Genomic DNA, 16,022 nt, shown 5'->3' with positions numbered 1-16,022 from the left:
TGCTAGAAAGACTGAGCTTCGAGGGAGGCGGAATGACCAAGAAGTTCAACCCCGCCGAGGTAGGGCGCCTGGAAAGCCCGGAGAGGCGCCGGGCCATGCCGCCGGCCGGAATCCTGCGGAAGATCGGCCTGAAAAGGGGAATGACCTTCGCGGACGTGGGAGCGGGCACGGGTTTCTTCAGCCTCCCCGCGTCCCGGATCGTCGGTCCGTCGGGCCGCGTGGTGGCCCTGGACGTCTCAAAGGAGATGCTCGAGCACCTGATCGCCAAGGGCCCCCCAGGCTGGGTGGAGACGAAAATCTGCGGAGAGGCCAGCCTTCCTCTTGCCGACGGGGCGGCCGACCTCGTCCTGGCTTGCTTCGTCCTCCACGAAGCGCAGGACCCGGTCGCGTTTCTCCGCGAGCTCGGCCGGGTGGCCAAGCCCCGGTCCCCCGTCGTCGTCATGGAGTGGTCCAAGATCCGGCAGAAGGAAGGCCCCCCCTTCGAGCACCGCCTGCACCACCACGACGTGGAGGCCTTGATCCTCCAGGCCGGACTCTGCTTCCGGGGGATGGAGTTCTACAACCCGAGCCAGTATTTCGCCTTCGCCTTCCGGAAGGAACCGGCGTGACGGGCCCGCTCGAAGCCCTGGCCCGGGACCCGAGGGTCCGGGTGCGCCGCGGGGGGCCTCCGGATCCCGAGGGCACCTGCGTCGTGCACTGGATGCAGAGGGCCCAGCGGGGGGTGGACAACCCGGCCCTCGACGTGGCCGTCCGCGCCGCCGACCTCCTCGGGCTTCCGGTGGTCACCTTCTTTGCGCCCGTGCCCTTCTATCCCCACGCCAATGGGCGCCACTACGCCTTCCTGGCCCAGGGAGTTGGGGACGTGGCGGAGGCCCTTCGGGCGCGGGGGGTGGGGTTCGTATTCCGACCCTATCCGGACCACCGGCTGGCGGCCTTCTGCGAGGAGGTCCGGCCGGCCCTCGTGGTGGGCGACGAGAACCCGCTCCGGGAGCCCGAGCGGTGGCGCCGCCGGGCCGCGGAGGTTCTCCGGGTCCCCCTTTGGACCGTGGATGCCGATGTCATCGTCCCCTCGGCGCTTCTCGAGAAGGAGCAATACGCGGCGCGCACCCTGAGGCCGAGAATCCAGAGACTCCTTCCCGCCTTTCTCGAACCGGTCGAGGATCCGCGGCCGAGAGTCCGCTGGGAGCCCCGGTCCGGGCTCTTCTCGCGACCGCACGAGGACCCGTGGCTCGAGGGCTTCCCCATGGACCGCTCGGCGGCCCCCGTTTCCGGCCTCGTCGGTGGGACCTCCCGGGGGATGGCCCTCCTCGACGCCTTCGTCCGAGAGCGCCTGGCGGGCTACGGCTCGGGGCGGAACGACCCGTCGCGCCGGGCCACGAGCCGCTTGTCCCCCTACCTGCACTTCGGCCACATCGGCCCCCGCACGGTGGCCCTCGCGGTGCGGGAGGCGGCCGCACCCGCTCAGGACCGGGAGGCCTTCCTGGAGCAGCTCATCGTGCGCCGGGAGCTGGCCGTGAACTTCGCGGCCTTCAACCCCCGCTGCGACCAACTCTCCGGTTGCGAGCCCTGGGCCCTCAAGACCCTCACCGCCCACGCCGGAGACCCCCGCACGCATCTCTACGGATCCGACCGGCTGGAAGGGGCCGACACCCACGACCGCCTCTGGAACGCCGCCCAGACCCAGATGGTCCGGACCGGCTGGATGCACGGCTACCTCCGCATGTACTGGGCCAAGAAGATCCTCGAGTGGACGGCCTCGCCCGCGGAGGCCTTCGAGATCGCCGTCCGCCTCAACGACCGGTACCAGCTCGATGGCCGGGATCCCAACGGGTACGCGGGCGTGGCCTGGGCCGTGGGCGGCAAGCACGACCGCCCGTGGCCTCCGAACAAGCCCGTGCTGGGCCTGATCCGCCCCATGTCGGAGGGGGGCTGCCGCCGCAAGTTCGACGTGGAGGCCTACATCCGGGGCGTCGAGGAGGGACGGCTGTGAGGAGGGATACGGCGAAACGCCAGGGATTGTAATCCGTCCCGTCGGGGCGGGTCCCTTCTCAGATAAACGGAAAAGCGGCGACGGTGGCGGGGTATTCGCCCGCCGGACCGGCCACGAGGATCCGGGCATCTTCCTCGGCGCCCAGGGCGGGATGGAGGTAGGCGAAGGCGCAGGTCTTGCCGACCAGGGGAGAGAATCGCGCCGAAGTGAGCGGGGCCGCGTCGCGCCCTTTGACCCTCACGGTGTCGCCCGGTTCCACGGGACCGTCCACGAGAAGCCCGGTTCGGACCCGCTTGAGGCTCCCGTACGTCCGGACCCGTGCGACGATCTCCTGCCCCAAATAGCACCCCTTGTCCCACGAAACGTGGCCGGGAAGGCGGGCCTCGGGGAAGAGGGTCTCCTCCGTGAGGTCCGCCCCGAACCTCGGCAGGCCCGCTTCGGTGCGTGCCGTCTCCAACAGGTCCCATCCCGCGGGCAGGGCCCCCGCCGCGGCGAGCGCGCGCCAGAGGTCGCCGGCGTGGGTCCGGGGACAGAGGAGGTCCAGTCCGGGCCGGCCCGTTCGGGGAACGCGGAGGATCCGGACGGGCGCTCCTCCGAAGGAGGCCGTGGTGTGGCCGCAGGGGGAAAGCCCCGCGCCGTCCGTACCCAGAACGGCCCCCACGGTCTCGCCGGCCAGCGGTCCCTGGACGGAAAGGAGGGAGGAGCCCTCGGTCCAGTCCGAGACCGCCACGCGGGAGGAAAGCCGGTATTTCAGGAGCCTCTCCACCAGGAAGGAACCCAGGCCGGGCTCCCCTTCGAGCAGGAGCGAATCCTCCGTCGCGAAAACGCGGACCTCGGCCAGGATGTGGGAGCGCCGGTCGAGGAAGCAGGCATGGGCGCCCGTGCCGGGCAAGAGGTCATCCACCCGCTGGGTGACGAGACCGTTGAGGAAGCGGCCCCGGTCCTCCCCCGAGAGGGTCACCCGGGTGTGGTCCGAGAGATCCAGCAAAACGGCGGACCGCTCGAGGGCCTCGTATTCCTGGTCGAAGGGGCCGTAGGCCGTGAGCCGCTCGCGGCCGTAGCGGGCCCGGAAGTTCGCTCCGCGCGCCTCGTGAAATCCCCGGTCCAGTGCGTCCATGGCTCCGCGCTCCTTCCCCTATCCGCCCTTCCCGGGCGGCGGGAGAGGATGAAACAGCTCGGAACGCGGATGCCTTCCCGGAGCGGTCAGGACTCCTGTGCGTCCACGGTCTCCAGGATGCGGATGTTCCTCCGGGCGAGTTCCCTCAGAAACTCCTCGTAGACGGGGCCGGCGATGGCGTCTTCGGGGGCCACGAGGCCGCGCTCCTTGATGAGCCCCTTCCCGATGAAGACGGCGGAAATCGCCGCCGGAAATCCCGTGACGCGGCCCATGCCCGAGATGCCGCTCACCGGGTCAGGCCCTTCCCACATGTGGTAGGTGATCCGGACGGGCTTTCCCCCCCGGATGCCCGTCACCGTGTTGTACATGACGCAGACGTCGCCTTCCCCGGGACGCGGCTTCAACCGGGGTTCGATGCAGGCCAGGAGAACCTCCCTCGGAACCACCCGGGCGCCGTTCACCTCCACCGGTTCGAGGTCCAGAAGTCCGCACTCCTTCAGCGTTTCCACGCCGCCCCAGTGGCCCGGCCAGCGGACCGTCTTCTCGGAGAATTCCCTGAGGCCCGGCCGGGTGTAGATGAAGCTCGGCATGCCCGGCGTGACGGCGCACTCGAGGACCTCGTCCACCCCGAAGCGGTCGAAGCGGAAAGTCTCCCGGTCCGTGGCCGCGTCCACCTCCACCTGCTTCCCTCCCTTGAGGACGAAGAGCTTCACGTTGTACTCGCGCAAAACGTGGGAAAACGCCCAGGTGATCATGTACCGCAGGGGGTGGTTGGCCGCCGCCTCCTTGGAGGGGATGCCTCCCACACGGGCGATGCAGGTGTGGGCCTCGTCGAGTTTCCGGATGGCCTCCCCGCAGGTGAGGTTCGAGAGCCCCGGGGCGAAGCCGATGCCGTCGAGAAAGGTCACCCCGTTTCGAAGGGCCGTCTCGTGGAGGTAGTCCCCGTAGGCGTAGAGGTCCATCCCCTCGGGCAGGCGCAGACCCTCGGTCTCGTACAGATCGGGGCGGAGGTGGTACTCCTCCAGCATGTCCACGTGGTGGACCCCCGCCTCCAGGACCGCCTGGGCCAGGGCGTAGGAGGTGTGGCGGTCGGGGAGGGTGGACACCACCACGTCGTAGCGGACCGCGAGCCGCTTCACCGCGTCGGCCTCGGCCACGTCCAGAGCGTGCATGGCCACCTTCGGGCTGTCGAGCCACCTGCGCGCCGCGTCCAGGGCGTCCAGACGCCGGGCGGCCAGCCCCACCTGCTCCACCGAATCTTCGCGGACGAGGTCGTAGGCCACCGCCCGCCCCATCTTCCCGTTCCCGCCGAACACGAGGATCTTCATGGGGCACCGCCTTTCTTCGGGTTCCTGGTTGCCCGCATTCTCTTCCCGTGGAGACGTTGGGGTCAAGGGAGAGGGAAGCCGGGAAACAGAGAAGCAGGGAAGCCTGAACGGAAAGGGGGGCGGTTCGAGAGGCGAGACGTGGCCGGGGGACCGGGACGCCGCGCCCGCCCCCCCTCGGGCCGGAGTCCACTCCACCCCGGTCTCCCTGCGTCTCTCCCACCCTGTCTTTGGGCTCCCGCTTCCTCGCTCCCCTTTCAAAATCAGGCGGTTTCGGGTAGGATGCGGCTTTCCGGCAAGGGACGCCGGGACACTTCGAGGAAGGACTCCCCATGGCCAAGCGCGACGAGAAGGCGATCACGCCCCGCGGCGAAGACTACAGCCAGTGGTACCAGGACATCGTCCTGAAGGCCGAGCTGGCGGACTACTCCCCCGTGAAGGGGTGCATGGTCATCCGCCCCACGGGCTACGCCCTTTGGGAAGCCACCCAGCGGGCCCTGGACGGGATGTTCAAGGAGACGGGCCACGTCAACGCCTACTTCCCCCTCTTCATCCCCATGTCCTTCCTGTCGAAGGAGGCCGAGCACGTGGAGGGCTTCGCCAAGGAGTGCGCCGTGGTGACCCACCACCGCCTCGGCGCCAAGGAGGGCGGGGGCGTGGAGCCCTCTCCCGACAGCGTCCTCGAAGAGCCCCTCATCGTGCGGCCCACCTCCGAGACCATCATGTACGCCATGTACGCCAAGTGGATCCGCAGTTACCGCGACCTGCCGCTCCTTTTGAACCAGTGGGCCAACGTGGTCCGGTGGGAGATGCGCACTCGCCTCTTCCTGCGGACGACCGAGTTCCTTTGGCAGGAGGGTCACACGGCCCACGCCACCCACGAAGAGGCGTGGGAGGAGGTGGTGCGCATCCTCGACATTTACGCCCGCTTCGCGGAGGAGTGGATGGCCGTGCCCGTGATCAAGGGCGTCAAGAGCGAGTCGGAGAAGTTCGCGGGGGCCCTCCAGACGACCTGCATCGAGGCCATGATGCAGGACGGGAAGGCCCTCCAGGCGGGGACGAGCCACGACCTGGGCCAGAACTTCGCCCGGGCCTTCGACGTGAAGTTCCAGGACGAGAAGGGCGAGTGGCAGCACTGCTGGCAGACGTCGTGGGGCGTCTCCACGCGTCTCATCGGAGCGCTCATCATGGCCCACAGCGACGACCAGGGCCTCGTGCTCCCGCCCCGCCTCGCCTCCACGCAGGTGGTCATCGTCCCCATCTACAAGGACGACGCGGGCCGGGCGCGCGTGCTCGAAGCCGCGGGAGCCCTGAAGTCCCGCCTCAAGGAGGCGGGCTTCGGCGCGGTCCTCGACGAGCGGGACACGGTGAGCCCGGGCTTCAAGTTCAACGAGTGGGAGATGAAGGGCGTCCCCGTCCGGCTGGAGATCGGCCCGAGGGACGTGGACCAGGGCGCGTGCGTGGCCGTGCCGCGGGTCCCCACGCGGGACCTGCGCGACGGGGAGAAGCGCCAGAAGGAGACGGTCCCGCTGGAGCGCGCGCCGGAGGTCCTCCGGGGCCTCCTCGACGACATCCAGAAGGCCCTCTTCGCGAGGGCCCTGGCCTTCCGCGAGGAGCGGACCCGGCCCGTGGACGACTACGCCGACTTTAGGGAGCGCATCGAGGGCGGCGGCTTCTTCCTGGGACACTGGTGCGGCTCGGGCGACTGCGAGGCCCGCGTGAAGGACGAGACCAAGGCCACGCTCCGGTGCATCCCCTTCGGCGCTCCGGCCGAGGCGGGGAAGTGCCTGGTCTGCGGCGGCGAAAGCCCGCGGCGCGTCATCTGGGCGCGGGCGTACTGATCGAAAGGTGGGAGGCCTCTCCAAGGCCGAGCGGAACGTCCTGCGGCGAATGCCTTTTCAAGGGACGGAGTCGCGCTCTGGAGAGCGCTCCTTCGCGGAGTCCGTCATGAGCCCGTCCCCCGACAAGCCCCCCCGCCTCCGACTCCAGAAAGGCCGCCTGAAGCGGGTCCTCTCGGGCCACCCGTGGGTTTTCTCCAACGAACTCCAGGAGGTTCCGCCCCTGGAGCCCGGCTCCCTCGTCCACGTGGACGGGCCGGGCGGCGAGCCCCTCGGCGTCGGGGCCTACAACCCTCGCACCCTCATCGCCGTGCGCTGGCTCGCACGGGGGGCGGACGCCCTTCCCGGCGACTGGCTCGAAGCGAGGCTGGCCGCCGCGGCGGCCCGGCGGGACGCGGTCTATCCCGGGGAGGCCTGCGCGCGCCTCGTCTTCGGAGAGGCCGACGAGCTCCCCGGCCTGATCGTGGACCGGTACGGGGATACCCTGGCGGTCCAGGTCCTCACGGCCGGCATGGAGGCCCTTTCGGACCGCCTCGGTGCGGCCCTTCGGTCGCTCCTGAACCCGCGGCGGATCGTCTGGAAAAACGACGCGCCCTCCCGCGAACTGGAGGGCCTGCGCCGTGAGGTGCGGTGGGAGCCCGAGGGCGAGGCGCCGGAGGTGTCCGCCGAGTACCTGGGCCTGCGCTTCGAGCTCGACCTCGGCGCCAGCCAGAAGACCGGCCTCTTCCTCGACCAGCGCGAGAACGTGCGGGCCTTCCTGAAGCGCCTCCCTCCCGGAGCCGACGTGCTCGACGTTTTCTGCTACCGAGGCGCCTGGGGCATGGCGGCCCTTCGCGACGGGGCCGCCTCCGCCGCCTTCGTGGAAGCCTCCCTCTCGGCCTGCCAGGCGGTGGAAAAGGACCTGAGCCGAAACGGCCTGCCCGAGTGCGAAGTCCACAACGGAGACGCCTTCGATGTCCTGCCCGCCCTGAGGCGGGCGGGGCGTTCCTTCGACGCCGTGGTCTGCGACCCCCCCGCCTTCGCCAAGTCCAAGAAGCACCTGACCGAGGCCGAAAAGGCCTACCGCCGCCTCAACGAACTCGCCTTCTCCCTCGTCCGCCCGGGCGGCCTCCTCGTCACCTGCTCCTGCTCCTACCACGTGGACCGCGAGACCTTCCGGACCCTCGTGGCCGAAGCCGCGGCGCGCTCCCGGCGCAGGGCCCACCTGATCGAAGCCCGGGGGCAGGCGCCCGACCACCCCGTCCTCCTCGGCTTCCCCGAGGGCGACTACCTCAAGGCCCTCTTCGTGAGAGTGTTGTAAAAGGGTTCGTCTCGAGAATCTGTGCCACGCCGATATTGGATTCACTTTCGCAGCGAAGCGGAGAAAGCGTCGTCCCGGCGCCGGTGGGCCGGAGCCCCAGCCAGGAAGCCGAGGCGGCCGCGACGCAGGCGTACCGGGATGTGCGTAAGGAGCGAGACGCCGAAGACTGACGACGCAATCGGTCCGACGCGGCCTGCCCCACCCTTCGAGACGCACAGATTCGCAAGGGGAGCCTTGAAAAGGCCTGAAGTCGAAGCTCCTCCCTCGGTTCGCGGGGCCTTTCGGACGGGATCTCATGGAGGGCGGCACTCGGCGCTTTCGCCCGCGCTCCTCTGCTACAATCCCACCGGGGAGGTCTTTTCCGAATGGCCAACGAGACGACGAAGGTCATCTACTCCATGGTGGGCGTGGGCAAGCTCCACGGCCCCAAGCAGGTCCTGAAGGACATCTACCTGGGCTACTACTACGGGGCCAAGATCGGCGTCATCGGCCTCAACGGCTCGGGCAAGTCCTCCCTGCTGCGAATCATGGCGGGCCTGGACACGGAAATCCTGGGCGAGGTCCACTGCTCCCCCGGCTACAGCGTGGGCTTCCTGCCGCAGGAGCCGAAGCTCGATCCCGACAAGACGGTCCTCGACGTGGTGAAGGAGGGCGCCGCGGAGACGGTGGCCCTCCTCAAGCGCTACGACGAGATCAACGAGGGCTTCGCGGACCCCGACGCGGACATGGACCGGCTCATCGCCGAGCAGGGGGAGGTCCAGGAGAAGCTGGACGCCCTCGGCGCCTGGGACCTGGACGCCCGCCTGGAACTGGCCATGGACGCCCTCCGCTGCCCCCCCGGCGACACCCCCATCGGCGTCCTCTCCGGCGGAGAACTGCGGCGCGTCGCCCTCTGCCGCCTCCTCCTCCAGAAGCCCGACATCCTCCTTCTGGACGAGCCCACCAACCACCTCGACGCGGAGACCGTGGCGTGGCTCGAACGCCACCTCCAGAACTACGAGGGGACCGTCATCGCCGTCACCCACGACCGCTACTTCCTGGACAACGTGGCGGGCTGGATCCTCGAGCTGGACCGGGGCCAGGGCATCCCGTGGAAGGGCAACTACACCTCCTGGCTCGAACAGAAGCAGGAGCGCCTGCGGCAGGAGCAGAAGCAGGAGAGCGACCGGCAGAAGACCCTCCAGCGCGAGCTGGAGTGGGTGCGCATGGCCCCCAAGGCCCGCCACGCCAAGGGCCGGGCCCGCCTGAACTCCTACGAACAGCTCCTCTCCGCCGAGCCCGAAACCACCTCGCGGGAGCTGGAGATCTACATCCCGCCGGGCCCGCGCCTGGGCGACGTGGTGGTGGAGTTCGAGAAGGTCTCCAAGGGCTACGGGGACCGCCTGCTCGTGGAGGACCTCTCCTTCCGGCTTCCCAAGGCGGGCATCGTGGGGGTGGTGGGCCCCAACGGGGCGGGCAAGACGACCCTGCTGAAGCTCATCACGGGCGCCGAGCGGCCCGATTCGGGGACGGTCCGGGTGGGCGAGACGGTGAAGCTGGCCCACGTGGACCAGTCTCGCTCGAGCCTCAGGGACGACCAGACTGTGGTGGAGGCCATCGCGGACGGCTACGACACCGTCCAGCTCGGCAAGGTCCAGATGAACGCGCGGGCCTACTGCGGGCGCTTCAACTTCACCGGGGCAGACCAGCAGAAGCCCGTGGCCGTCCTCTCCGGAGGCGAGCGCAACCGCCTCCACCTGGCCCGAATGCTCCGCTCCGGCGCCAACCTCCTGCTCCTCGACGAGCCCACCAACGACCTCGACGTGAACACGCTCCGGGCCCTGGAAGAGGCCGTGGAGCGCTTCGCCGGGTGCGCCGTCGTGGTGAGCCACGACCGGTGGTTCCTGGACCGGGTGGCGACCCACATCCTCGCTTTCGAGGGGGAGAGCCGGGCCGTCTTCGTGGAAGGGAACTACCGCGACTACGAGGAGGACCGGAAGAAGCGCCTCGGGGCCGCCGCCGAGCGGCCCCACCGCATCACCTACCGGAAGCTCACGCGCTGAGGGAGCCTGTTACGGGCAGGCGGCCGGAGAGGCCGCCACCTCCGCGTCTCGCGGCGCGTCCTGGCCTGGACAGCCCGAGTCGTAGGTTCCGCCGGGCGTCCCTCGCACGAGGTAGTAGAACCCCCCTCCGACCTCCGGGGTCTCGCCGTCGGCGGCCTCCGCGTTGGGCGAGTCGTTCTCCAGGCAGGCCAGGAGGCTCGACCCGAAGTCCCCTCCCGAGGAGAGGAGAAGGCCCAGGTCGCCCTTCACCACGTCGTAGGCGGAGACGCCCGGGGCCCGGTCCCAGGACAAGGCCCCTCCCTGGGCCAGTCTCAATCGGGCCACCACGGCGACGGCGGGAGGGAACTCGTAGGCCCCGATGTCCGGGGCGCAGTCGAAGGGCCGGGGAGATTCTTGCCCGGGCACCGAGACGGCGTGCAGGGGCGGATGGAAGGGGACCGGGTGCTCGGGGTCGGGAAAGGGGAAACCGGGCGGGCCGGAGAGGTCCGTGGCGGCGGCGTTCCGAAGGGGGCTTCCAAGGAGGGGGCGGGGGTCGGAGGCGCCGAGGTCCGTCAGGCCGGGGTCCGTTCCGTAGAGCGTCCCCGTCCACTGGGCCGGTACGTTCGTGGAGCCCGTACGCACCCAGTTGCTGCGTCCGGCGATCTGCTCCCCGTCGGTCCACTCGGCTTCGGCCGTGCGGAGGAGGTTCGGCGCGCCGCCGTCCGCGCGGCAGAAGACGTTGTCGTGCATCTCCACGCTCTGGATCCCGTCGAAGATCCGGAAAACCGCGCTCGTGCCCGCCACCACGGTGTTGTGTACGAAGCGGTAGCGCCCGTTGCTCTGGCCCGTGCCGTCCCCCCCGAAGCGGACCACGAAAAAGGTGTTCCTCTTCCACAGCACGTTCCCGACGACGTCCGAATCCTCGCGAACCAGGCCCTCGCTCCATCCGTCAGGCGCCCCGTAGGGGTCGGGGCCGATGAGTTCCAGCTCGTGGTAGTAGGCCCCCTCGATCCAGTTGGAGACGATCTCGTTCCGCTCGGCCCGGCTCTTCACGTTGTTGCCGCCGGTCCCGTCGTGGACGTAGCAGTGGGCCATGCGGAAAACGCTTCCCGGATGGTGGACCTCGTCGGTGGCCACGTAGATCTGGTGCTGGCTCGTGCCGTTTCCGCAGTGGTCCACCTCCACGTGCTCGAGGGTCAGGGACCCCGATCCCTGGTCGGCGCCCAGGATGCCGTGGGCCGGGCAATGGTGGACGCGCACGTCGCGCACGGTGAGGTCGTGGGCCTGGTGGTAGAGGCCCCGGAAGGAGCCCCCCGTCACATCGAATCCTTCAAAGACGTAGTGGTTCGCCCCCGCTTCGGGGGTGTCGGGATCGGGCGTCGCGAAGGTGACGGTGTTCGTGCTTCCCGACAGGACGGGCCGGTTCCCGGCCACCCGGATCCCCCGGATCACGATCTTCGCCTCGGGGGAGCCGGGCCGCTCGAAGACCACGCCTCCCGGGTAGGTGGCGTTTCCGTCCACCTCCACCACGTCGCCCGGATTCAGGAAATCCGCCACCGCCTGGAGGTTCGGGTAAGGGCGGCCGGGGCCCACGAGGTAGGTGGCGGCGGGAAGGGGCCATGCCCAGAGGAGCGCCAGGAACCAGGCAACGAGCCGGAGCCTCCCGTCCCCTCCCATGGGCGCCTCCCTCCTGGATCAATCTCGTCCCGGTCCGTGGGCCCTTCAATGGGTCCGGGCGCTTGCTCCCAAGCGGCCGAGGGGGGAAGGACAGGGGGCGGAACGGGGGCGAAACGCCCGCCCGCTCTCGCCTCGCGCGGCCTCCATCGAAGCGAAAAGGGGAGCCCGGCCCGCGGGGCTCCCCTTTCGAGGAATGCGAGGTTTTGTGACGCATGTCTCAAACGGCGGGGAGGAAAACCTGGTCCACCACGTGGAGGGTCCCGTTGGCGGCTTTGACGTCGGCGCGGACGAGCCGGGCGCCGTCCACTTTCAACGCTCGGCCCGTGACGGCCACGGTGTGTTCGGAGCCCCGCACGTCCCTCACCTCGTCGAGGAGGGCCAGGGTGCGCGAAGTCACGGCGCCGGAGACCACGTGGTTCAGAACGAAGGCGCGGAGTTTTTCTCGGTCGGCGAAGAGGGCCTCCACCTGCTCCTTGGGGAGCTTGGCGAAGGCCGCGTCGCTCGGGGCGAAGAGGGTGAGGGGGCCGCGGGTGTTGAGGGCTTCCTCGAGCCCGCTGGCCTGGATGGCGGCGGACATGATCTTGAGGTCCGCGGCCTTCTCGGCCTGGGCGGCGATGGCGGCCGCCGGTACGACGATGGGCCGGAGGGGAAGGTCGATCCGGGGCAGGTTCCGATCGCTGTCCGCCGTGGGATAGCGCGCGCCGACGGGAACAAGGACCAACGCGAGGAGCGCCAGACCTGCCGCGACGGTGAGGGTTCTCTTCTTCATGGCATCCTCCTCGGGTACGAGTTCCGGAGGGCCCCCCGGCGGGCCTCCACGAGGGCCCCACCGGCCAGTACGCCTGAGTGCTGATGGGTGAAACGCAGGGCGCGCGAAAAAGTTTCCAAGGGCGCCAACGTGGAGAATTTTCTACGGCGGGGGAAGGCCCGGGCGAGACAGGGAGACGGGGGGAAAGGCGGAAGGCAAGAGGGGCATTTGGGATTTCGGATTTGGGATTTGGAATTTGAAAAACTAGGGACAGCCACCTATTTTCCCAGTTCCAAGAACGCAAGGCGGAAGGGGCATTTGGGATTTCGGATTTGGGATTTGGAATTTGGGAAACAGGCGAAAAGCAAAGAGCGAAAAAGCAAGAGGCAAGAGGCAAACCCATAAAGAGGGGGGTCTGCGAAGCGGCCGATGCTCGCATCGGCCGAGGGGATGGTCCTTGCAGGCAAGGACCGCTAGGGGGAGGATGGCCTTCGAAGGCGGGCGGCCACAGAGGGCCGCCCCTGCGAGAGATCGGCGTCGGGCGACGCCTCCCGCAGAACAGGATCCGCAGCCCGCCCGGAGAGTGATTCAGAGATCGCGGCCAGGGAGGCCGCCTGCCAGCCGCGGGGTCGTGGGGAGACCGGCGCTAGCCGCCCCAGGTCCAGAGGAGGGAAGTCTCTCCGCCGTCGGGGTTGAGGAAACGGAACAGGACGGCCACCCCGCGGGGGACCTGGTCCTTGAGCCCCGCGCCCTTGAGGACGAGGCGGTCCTCGCCCTTGTAGGTCACCCCTCCCCACTCGGTCCCCCCGAGGAAGACCCGAACCCCCTGCTGAAAGCCCGCCCCCCGCACCACGATGCGGAAGGGGCCGGACTTCTTCGAGAGCGAATCCACCCGCGGCGGCTCGGCCTGAGTCACCGTCACAACGGCCGTTCGGCTGTCGGCGTGGCCCAGGCCGTTCGTGACGCGCACCCAGTAGGAGGCGTCGGCGGAGAGCGGGGGCGTCGTGAAGGAGGGGGACTGTCCGCCCTGCGCGGGCGATCCCGTATCCCCCGAGACGCCCTCGTACCACTGGTACTCGAGAGTCGCCTGTCCCGAGGCGGCCACGAACAGGGAGGCCGTCTCGCCGGGGGCGATGCGGGCGTCGGCGGGCTGGAGGGTGATGCGGGGCGCGCCGGGCGCGGGCTCCCACCCCGCCAGCCGCGCCAGGAGCCACCAGAAGGCGGCTCCCTTTCGCACGCAGTTCAGGCGCTCCGAGTGGGCGCAATCGCCGCAGAAACCGCAAGCCTGGGCCAGGTCCGAACTGGGGTTCGCCGCCGTCCACTCCTGGGCCCAGTTGGCGTCCCCCCAGGGGTTCCCGTCGCCGTCCGAATCGTACTCGCACCCGTCGGTGCCGTAGAGGGAGAGGTAATCCGTCGCCCCGTCGGGGTCGTAGCTCTCGATGTCGGCGAAGTCGAAGAGAACCTTGCCGCGGGTCTGGCACCAGGCGCGGATCTGTTCGTTTCGCGCGTGGAGGTTGCCCTCCGAACCCGTGCCGTCGAGGTGTCCCGTCATGTACACGAAGCGCACGGCGGGGTGGGCGGCCTCCAGCGCATCCATGGCGTCCAGGTAGGCCTGGATGCCCTCCGTCGTGTTGTCGCTCACTCCCCCGCACCAGGACCAGACCACCACGTTGCGGTCGTTGCCGGGCAGGGCCAGCATGGCCTCTGTAGCGTCGCGCCAGGTCAAGTCGCCGTTGTGGCCGAGGTCCTCGGCGCCCCCCGCGTTGCCCCAGGAGTCATTCAGGAACACGCCCGGCTCCAGCCCCCAGCCCGTGGACTCGAAGTCCCAACGCGGGTCTCCCGAGGCCCTCAGAGCCTCCATGCCCGTCACCAACTGGCTCCCGTGGGAGGTGTGGCCGTACCCGATGCGCAGGCTCTGGCGGGCCTGGTTCAGGGCCTCCGCGGGCACCGCCGAGAGGTCCGCGCACGTGTGGTCGGCCACGATGGCCTGGGCCCCCGCCGCCAGCGACGCGAGGCAGAAAAGCGTGACGATCAGCCGCTTGCCCATGATCCACCCCTCCCCTCGAATCGTGCCGCGGACAAAAGATGGTCCCTTTCGAAGCGGGAGGCAAGAAAGGATGAAAAACTAGGGACAGCCACCTATTTTCCCAGTCTTAAAAACGCGAGGCGAAAGGGGCGTTTGGAATTTCGGATTTGGGATTTGGAATTTGGGATATAGGCGAAAAGCAAAGAGCGAAATAGCAAGAGGCAAGAGGCAAACCCACAAAGAGGGGGGTCTGCCCAGCGGCCGGGGCTCTCATCGGCCGAGGGGATGGTCCTTGCAGGCAAGGACCGCTGCGGGGAGGATGGCCTTCGAAGGCGGGCGGCCACGGCGGGCCGCCCCTACGAGAGACCGGCGTTCAGCGACGCCTCCCGCGGAACAAGACCCGCGGGGCGGGCCGCTCGAGGACGACGACGGCGCACGGCGGCGGCCCCGGGTGCTCCTGGCGGCTCACAATCTCGAAATCCGCGGGGATGGGGGGAAAAACGGCGTCCCCACCGAAGCGCCCCGGCACCTCGGTGAGGACGAGGCGGGCCGCAAGGGGCAGGGTCTGGGCGAAGAGGTCCGCTCCGCCGATGACGAACACGTCGCCCTCCTGCTCGGCGTAAGGCCCCAGGGCCTCCTCCAGGGAATGCGCGAGGCGGGCGCCTCGGGGCGCGAAGGACGAATCGCGGCTCAAGACCACGTTCTCGCGCCCCGGGAGGGGCTTTGCGGGAAGGGACTCCCAGGTCTTGCGGCCCATGAGAACGGGGCGGCCCCAGGTGAGATCCCGGAAGCGAGCCTGGTCGCCGGGGATGTGCCAGGGGATCCGGCCGCCGGAGCCGAGGGTCCGGTCCTGAGCCACCGCCGCCACGAGCGTCAGCCTCACGGCGGGGGCCTCATTCGAGGGCGTTCCGGAAGGCCCGTAGTTCGTCCACCTCGACGCGCAGGGCGCGGACCTCCTCCCGGAGGCTCCGCGCCTCCTCCTCCAGGGAGGCCAGGCGCTCGAGAACGCTGGGGGCGGGAGGAAGGAGCGGGGCCGCCCCGTCCTCCACCCGGGAGACTTCCGCCGTATCCGGCATCCCCGCGAGGGTGTGGGCCCACCGTGCTTCCTTGCGGCCGGGCTGGCGGGGGAGCCGGACGCAGAGGGGGCCCTCCTCGAGCCGGGAGAGGCCCTCCAGGGTGGATTCGACCTCCGCCACCTCCCGGAAGGAGAAGAGCCGCTCGGCGCGACCCTTGATCTCTCCCGCCGTCTGCGGACCCCGAAGGAGCAGCAGGCACAGCGCCGCCGCCTCGGCCTCCGACAGGTCGAAGGCCTCCCGGAAGCGGTGCTTGTATTTGGGCACGCGGGAATCGGGGCCCGAAACCACCCACAGGAGGTGCTTGTCGCGCAGGCCGTGGAGGGCCGCCTGGACCACCGGCGCCTCGTAGGAGACCACGGGGTCCCGGCTGGACTTCTGGTTGCAGGCCGCCGTCACGGCCACGAGGCTCAGGGGATAGTATTCGGGCGTCGTGACGGACTTTTCGACCAGGCTTCCGAGGACGCGGACCTCCTCGGGCGTGAGCGTGACGCGCATGGGGCCCTCCTCGCGCGATGGTAGCAGAGACGGGGGATGGGGACAAAGAGAAAGGCGGAAGGGGGAAGGGGGAAGGCGAAAGGCGAAAGGCGGAAGGGGGAAGGCGGAAGGGGGAAGGGGGAAGGCGAAAGGGGGAAGGGGAAGGCGGAAGGCGGAAGGGGAAGGCATTTGGGATTTCGGATTTGGGATTTGGGATTTGGAATTTGGGAGAAAAGCGAAAAGCAAAGAGCGAATAAGCGACACAATGCGAAAAGCAAACTCAATGAAAGGGAGGTCTGCGTAGCGGCCGATGCTCGCATCGGCCGAGGGGCCTGCCTTCGAAGGCGGGCGGCCACGGAGGGCCGCCCCTACGAGAGACCGGCGTTCAGCGGCGCCTCCCACGGAAATGCGGCAGGGGCGGGCGCGCTAG

At 69.3% G+C, this 16,022-nt stretch carries 12 protein-coding genes; 5 read left to right on the top strand and 7 right to left on the bottom strand.

Annotation, left to right across the window (positions count from 1 at the left end; translation table 11 throughout):
- The first annotated feature begins 32 nt into the window (after positions 1–32).
- Complete coding sequence (locus AB1824_07920) at positions 33–608, top strand: methyltransferase domain-containing protein (GenBank protein ID MEW5764891.1); 576 nt, start codon at positions 33–35, stop codon at positions 606–608.
- The gene (locus AB1824_07915) at positions 605–1,990 is read left to right on the top strand and encodes a deoxyribodipyrimidine photo-lyase (GenBank protein MEW5764890.1); all 1,386 of its coding nucleotides are present in this window, start codon (positions 605–607) and stop codon (positions 1,988–1,990) included. The genes AB1824_07920 and AB1824_07915 overlap by 4 nt, the downstream gene beginning before the upstream one ends.
- 58 nt (positions 1,991–2,048) lie before the next feature.
- Here the strand turns inward: AB1824_07915 and AB1824_07910 are convergent, their stop codons facing one another.
- Positions 2,049–3,107, bottom strand: a complete 1,059-nt coding sequence (locus AB1824_07910; GenBank protein ID MEW5764889.1) for a glycine cleavage T C-terminal barrel domain-containing protein — start codon at positions 3,105–3,107, stop codon at positions 2,049–2,051.
- Positions 3,108–3,193: 86 nt separating this feature from the next.
- Positions 3,194–4,435, bottom strand: a complete 1,242-nt coding sequence (locus tag AB1824_07905) for a saccharopine dehydrogenase C-terminal domain-containing protein (protein MEW5764888.1) — start codon at positions 4,433–4,435, stop codon at positions 3,194–3,196.
- A gap of 329 nt (positions 4,436–4,764) precedes the next feature.
- On the opposite strand from AB1824_07905, the gene proS reads away from it, so the two are divergent.
- The 3 genes from proS to ettA all read left to right on the top strand — a co-directional run bounded on the left by proS (position 4,765) and on the right by ettA (position 9,612).
- Complete coding sequence (gene proS, locus AB1824_07900) at positions 4,765–6,273, top strand: proline--tRNA ligase (GenBank protein ID MEW5764887.1); 1,509 nt, start codon at positions 4,765–4,767, stop codon at positions 6,271–6,273.
- A 106-nt stretch (positions 6,274–6,379) separates the two neighbouring features.
- Positions 6,380–7,570 carry a class I SAM-dependent rRNA methyltransferase gene (locus tag AB1824_07895; GenBank protein MEW5764886.1) on the top strand — a complete coding sequence of 397 codons (1,191 nt, stop codon included), beginning with the start codon at positions 6,380–6,382 and terminating at the stop codon, positions 7,568–7,570.
- A gap of 365 nt (positions 7,571–7,935) precedes the next feature.
- A complete protein-coding gene (gene ettA / locus AB1824_07890) occupies positions 7,936–9,612 on the top strand; it encodes an energy-dependent translational throttle protein EttA (GenBank protein ID MEW5764885.1) in 1,677 nt (558 codons plus the stop codon).
- A 9-nt stretch (positions 9,613–9,621) separates the two neighbouring features.
- Here the strand turns inward: ettA and AB1824_07885 are convergent, their stop codons facing one another.
- The 5 genes from AB1824_07885 to AB1824_07865 form a co-directional block, all read right to left on the bottom strand.
- The gene (locus AB1824_07885; GenBank protein MEW5764884.1) at positions 9,622–11,268 is read right to left on the bottom strand and encodes a hypothetical protein; all 1,647 of its coding nucleotides are present in this window, start codon (positions 11,266–11,268) and stop codon (positions 9,622–9,624) included.
- Between the two features lie 217 nt (positions 11,269–11,485).
- Positions 11,486–12,037 (bottom strand): fasciclin domain-containing protein, encoded by a 552-nt coding sequence (locus tag AB1824_07880; protein MEW5764883.1) that lies wholly within the window; start codon positions 12,035–12,037, stop codon positions 11,486–11,488.
- 625 nt (positions 12,038–12,662) lie between these two features.
- Positions 12,663–14,063 carry a hypothetical protein gene (locus AB1824_07875; protein ID MEW5764882.1) on the bottom strand — a complete coding sequence of 467 codons (1,401 nt, stop codon included), beginning with the start codon at positions 14,061–14,063 and terminating at the stop codon, positions 12,663–12,665.
- 352 nt (positions 14,064–14,415) lie between these two features.
- Entirely contained in the window at positions 14,416–14,925 is a 510-nt protein-coding gene (locus AB1824_07870; protein ID MEW5764881.1) for a dihydrofolate reductase, read from the bottom strand.
- A 10-nt stretch (positions 14,926–14,935) separates the two neighbouring features.
- Positions 14,936–15,613 (bottom strand): DUF480 domain-containing protein, encoded by a 678-nt coding sequence (locus AB1824_07865; GenBank protein MEW5764880.1) that lies wholly within the window; start codon positions 15,611–15,613, stop codon positions 14,936–14,938.
- Between the last annotated feature and the right edge of the window lie 409 nt (positions 15,614–16,022).

Source organism: Acidobacteriota bacterium (genome assembly GCA_040752915.1).
Taxonomy (GTDB): domain Bacteria; phylum Acidobacteriota; class UBA4820; order UBA4820; family DSQY01; genus JBFLVU01.
This window is presented reverse-complemented; position numbering and strand designations above follow the sequence as displayed.

Coding starts and splice junctions, on each gene's coding strand:
- AB1824_07920 (MEW5764891.1), top strand. CDS start 33: ATGACCAAGAAGTTCAACCCCGCCGAGGTAGGGCGCCTGGAAAGCCCG.
- AB1824_07885 (MEW5764884.1), bottom strand. CDS start 11,268: ATGGGAGGGGACGGGAGGCTCCGGCTCGTTGCCTGGTTCCTGGCGCTC.
- AB1824_07905 (MEW5764888.1), bottom strand. CDS start 4,435: ATGAAGATCCTCGTGTTCGGCGGGAACGGGAAGATGGGGCGGGCGGTG.
- AB1824_07910 (MEW5764889.1), bottom strand. CDS start 3,107: ATGGACGCACTGGACCGGGGATTTCACGAGGCGCGCGGAGCGAACTTC.
- AB1824_07895 (MEW5764886.1), top strand. CDS start 6,380: ATGAGCCCGTCCCCCGACAAGCCCCCCCGCCTCCGACTCCAGAAAGGC.
- AB1824_07865 (MEW5764880.1), bottom strand. CDS start 15,613: ATGCGCGTCACGCTCACGCCCGAGGAGGTCCGCGTCCTCGGAAGCCTG.
- AB1824_07875 (MEW5764882.1), bottom strand. CDS start 14,063: ATGGGCAAGCGGCTGATCGTCACGCTTTTCTGCCTCGCGTCGCTGGCG.
- proS (MEW5764887.1), top strand. CDS start 4,765: ATGGCCAAGCGCGACGAGAAGGCGATCACGCCCCGCGGCGAAGACTAC.
- ettA (MEW5764885.1), top strand. CDS start 7,936: ATGGCCAACGAGACGACGAAGGTCATCTACTCCATGGTGGGCGTGGGC.
- AB1824_07880 (MEW5764883.1), bottom strand. CDS start 12,037: ATGAAGAAGAGAACCCTCACCGTCGCGGCAGGTCTGGCGCTCCTCGCG.